Origin of the sequence: Candidatus Ruminimicrobium bovinum, from assembly GCF_902760015.1 — a bacterium.
In the GTDB taxonomy this organism is placed as follows: domain Bacteria; phylum Elusimicrobiota; class Endomicrobiia; order Endomicrobiales; family Endomicrobiaceae; genus Ruminimicrobium; species Ruminimicrobium bovinum.
Window position 1 is genome coordinate 1 of the sequence record NZ_CACWEU010000239.1, and the last position, 3684, is coordinate 3684.

Annotated in this window: 5 protein-coding genes; 1 reads left to right on the top strand and 4 read right to left on the bottom strand. The window is 29.7% G+C overall.

Translation table 11 applies throughout. The annotated features are described in order from the left end of the window. The coding region (locus tag ACMUOV_RS08060; RefSeq protein ID WP_413854619.1) for a topoisomerase DNA-binding C4 zinc finger domain-containing protein at nucleotides 1-584 on the top strand (584 nt) is incomplete at its 5' end. A 105-nt stretch (nucleotides 585-689) separates the two neighbouring features. Here the strand turns inward: ACMUOV_RS08060 and ACMUOV_RS08065 are convergent. The 4 genes from ACMUOV_RS08065 to ruvX form a co-directional block, all read right to left on the bottom strand. Continuing rightward, on the bottom strand, nucleotides 690-974 hold the full coding sequence (locus tag ACMUOV_RS08065) for a hypothetical protein (RefSeq protein WP_413854620.1): 285 nt from the start codon (nucleotides 972-974) through the stop codon (nucleotides 690-692). A gap of 9 nt (nucleotides 975-983) precedes the next feature. Next, nucleotides 984-2960: an LTA synthase family protein gene (locus ACMUOV_RS08070; protein ID WP_413854621.1), complete on the bottom strand. Its 1977-nt coding sequence runs from the start codon at nucleotides 2958-2960 to the stop codon at nucleotides 984-986. A 107-nt stretch (nucleotides 2961-3067) separates the two neighbouring features. Beyond that, the gene (gene lspA / locus ACMUOV_RS08075; protein WP_413854622.1) at nucleotides 3068-3529 is read right to left on the bottom strand and encodes a signal peptidase II; all 462 of its coding nucleotides are present in this window, start codon (nucleotides 3527-3529) and stop codon (nucleotides 3068-3070) included. Nucleotides 3530-3532: 3 nt separating this feature from the next. Then, the coding region (gene ruvX / locus ACMUOV_RS08080) for a Holliday junction resolvase RuvX (protein WP_413854623.1) at nucleotides 3533-3684 on the bottom strand (152 nt) is incomplete at its 5' end.

A 3684-nucleotide genomic window follows, 5' to 3' on the forward strand; every position in this document is an offset into this window, starting at 1 on the left:
ATAAATTTACCGCGGATATAGAAGAAGAATTTGATGATATTGCGGAAAACAAACTTAAATGTCAGGACGTTTTGAAAAAATTTTATAAACCTTTTGAAAAACATTTAACCGATGCCGAAGGTGCAACAAGACAAAAAATTGAACCTAAAGCTACAAATGAGGTCTGCCCAAAATGCGGAAAACCCATGGTTATAAGGGACAGCAGACGCGGTCCTTTTATGGCATGCACGGGATACCCCGAATGTAAAACCACATTTTCCGTTGATAAAGACGGAAATAAAGTAAGTAACGAACCTGAAAAAACCGATGAAAAATGTCCAAAATGCGGCGGAATACTTTTAAAGAAAAAGGGCTTTAGAGGACCTTACCTTGCATGCGAACATTATCCGGAATGTAAAACTACATTTTCATTGGATAAAAACGGAAATAAAGTAATAAAACCCGAGCCGGAAAAAACGGATATCAAATGTGAAAAATGCGGCAGTCCTATGCTTAAAAGAATGGGTAAAAGAGGACCGTTTTTAACATGTTCGGCTTTCCCGAAATGCAGAAATTTACAGTGGATTAAGAAAGGCAGCTTATAAATAAAGACAGTTTAGGGCTGAGGGCTGAGGGCTGAGAAACTGAAAGTTTAGCGACAAACTAAACAGAAATTATCATAATAATTTTTATAATCAGCAATAAGTAAATTATTGTGTTTGAAGTTTTTTTCTTGCTTTTTCGGCTAACATGGCATTTCTGTAGTATAGCATAATATCAATAAGTATCAAGGTAAAATTAAACACATACAAACAAAAAACAGCATCCAAATTATAAAATAACTTATGCAGCATCCCTGCCAAATAACCGAATTCAATTATATACATAAAAAGCAAACTTTTACCGGCATTTTGACGGGATACATAAGATTTTCTTATTGAAAAAGGCCATGCACTTGCAAAGCATAACAACATAATAATTTCAAATATACTCATTTCTTTCCTCTATTTTATAATATTTTCTTTTCTATTTAACATATAATATGCAATTGCAACGGATGATTTAAACCGCTTAACCATTTTTTTATGTTCTTCATTTTCTTCCGTCGAAACAATTTTTCTGTTATCGGAAACATTCCACGTAAAATATTTTTCTTTACCGGAAGCAAAATCATATATAACAAAATTATCTTTCGTCATTATTGAACCCAAACAATTTGAAGCAATATTATCTTTTGCTGTATCCGCCAATAAATTATTCCCCATTGCCCAATAAGTTGTACTTGATAAAGAAAGTTCATATAACGTCGGTAAAATATCGGTATGTGAGCCGACAACTGTCGTATCAATTTTAGCAGGTTTTAATTTTTGAGGTATATATAAATAAAAAGGAACACTCATTTCATCAAGTTTACGCTCTATAGGATAGCTGAATGCACTCCAAAAATTATGATCACCTGTTATTGCAACTATGGTATTATCTGCATATTTTGAATTTTTTAAACGTGTTAAAAATTCACCTGCTTTTTGGCATGAATATTGATAAGTTGCAAACCTCATTTTAGCAAGTTTCATATCACCGGTAATATCTTTATTTAATTGTTCGTTTAATTCCAAAGGATACGGTTGCTTATATTGTGAAGGTAAAGAAAACGGCGGATGGTTTGAAGTTGTCATAACATAAATAAATTTACTTTTATTACCATCATCCAAAACTTTAAAAATATAATCAAACAAATATTCGTCAAAAACACCCCATTGGTTTCTTTCATATTCTTTCGGCATACTGCCTTCACCTATAACTTTATCAAAACCCAAACTCGGCATATATGTTTGACAATTTCTCCAACCTGAATTTCCGCCATACATAAAAACAGTTTGGTAATTGTTATTTTTATAAGGCATGGGACCGGAGAAAAAATATTTATTGTAAGCATATTTTGATTGACATAAAAACTTTGATAAAGGTAACCTTGCAAGGTTTGTAATTGCCGCTTCCAAACTGCCGATTGTTCCCATATTGCCGGGAATAAATTTATAAAAAACAGTATCTTGTTGTAAATGTTTTTTTAATTCTCCCAAAACATTAAAAGTTTGGCTGTCATAGTGCATTAAATCCGTTCCGAAAGATTCCATAACTATAAAAACGACATTAGGTTTTGTTTGTTCCGCAATTTTATTGTATTTTGTTGTTCTAAATAATATTTGCTCTGGATTTGTTTTATCTATTGAGTTTATATCAACATCCGTATAATCACTGAAAGCTTGTGCCATATTATTTTTTGAATAACCGACCGATGAAATATAATCAAGCCCTTTATTTTCTTTTGACCTTGCTTCAATTGCGGCCTGTAACGTATATATTCCGTTTATTGCAACTTTATTTATAAACGTATTTGCAGAAACTTCGGCATTATCAACACCTAACGGAAAAAGTCCGAAAGAACCTCTGCATATCATAACATTTATTGCAGCCAAACAAATTGTAAAAATAATTTTTTTATAAATTTTTGTTTTATTATTAAAATAAAAACATGTTGCATTTTTTTCCAAAATAAACTTTGACAGGAAATATATAAAAACAAAAATTGATATAAAACCTATTCCAACCAAAACAACAGGATAATTTTCGGATATTGTAGAAAACAAAGCCGCCGTATCATCTTCAAAAACGCCGAACATTAAAATATTCATGTGATTTTGAAAATATGAATAAAAACCGAAATCTATACATAATAAAACAACAATACTGCCGAAAAATATACTGTAATAATACTTTAAACTTTTTATAAATTTCAAAAATAATTTTTTACCGTTTATAAACCAAAACACAACAAAAGCCAAACTTACTACGGTATTCATATATCCTAAAACAGCCATATCGTAACGAATACCCAAAATAAAAGCTTGTATCAAATCGTTAAAATAAGGAGTTAATTCGGAAATTTTAGAATAATAAAAAGTAAATATTATTCTGTTCAAACTCATTATTAAAAGAAATATAAAATTAAGACATAAAATTTTTTTCACCGTATTTTTAATCATAAAAAGAAATTGTCCTTTTAAGCTACAAATTTATAAATATAACTTTATTTTAATTTATTATCTTTACTTATAAAAGCAGAAAAAACAAATAAAGTTACACCTATACAAACACAAGAATCGGCAATATTAAAAGACGGCCATCTGTAAACTTCTTTATAACCTATATCTATAAAATCAACAACATATCCTCGAACAAACCTGTCAATCAAATTGCCTAAACCGCCCGATATTACAAGTAACAAAGAATGCATTTGTAACTTTGTTAAAATCGATTTGTTTTTTTTAATAAAAAATATCAAACAACAAACAATTAATATTGTCGATATTATAAAAAAAATATTTTTCCCCTGAAACAAACTGAAAGCAATACCGGTATTTGAAATATTTACCAAATTAAAAAACTCGTTTATTTTTATAAAAGAGTTATACGGGATATTTTTTATAACAAGTAATTTTGTTATTTGGTCGAGAAAAACATAAATAAAAACTAATATGTAATATTTCATTTGTTAAACCGAATGTATATCCAAATAAGTTTGTAAAATAAAAGTTGCCGCTATTTTATCCCGAACACCTTTTCTTTTTTCTCTTGAAACATTTGCTTCCTCGGTCAACATTCTTACGGCTTGTACGGTAGTCAGGCGTTCATCCGTAATTTCAA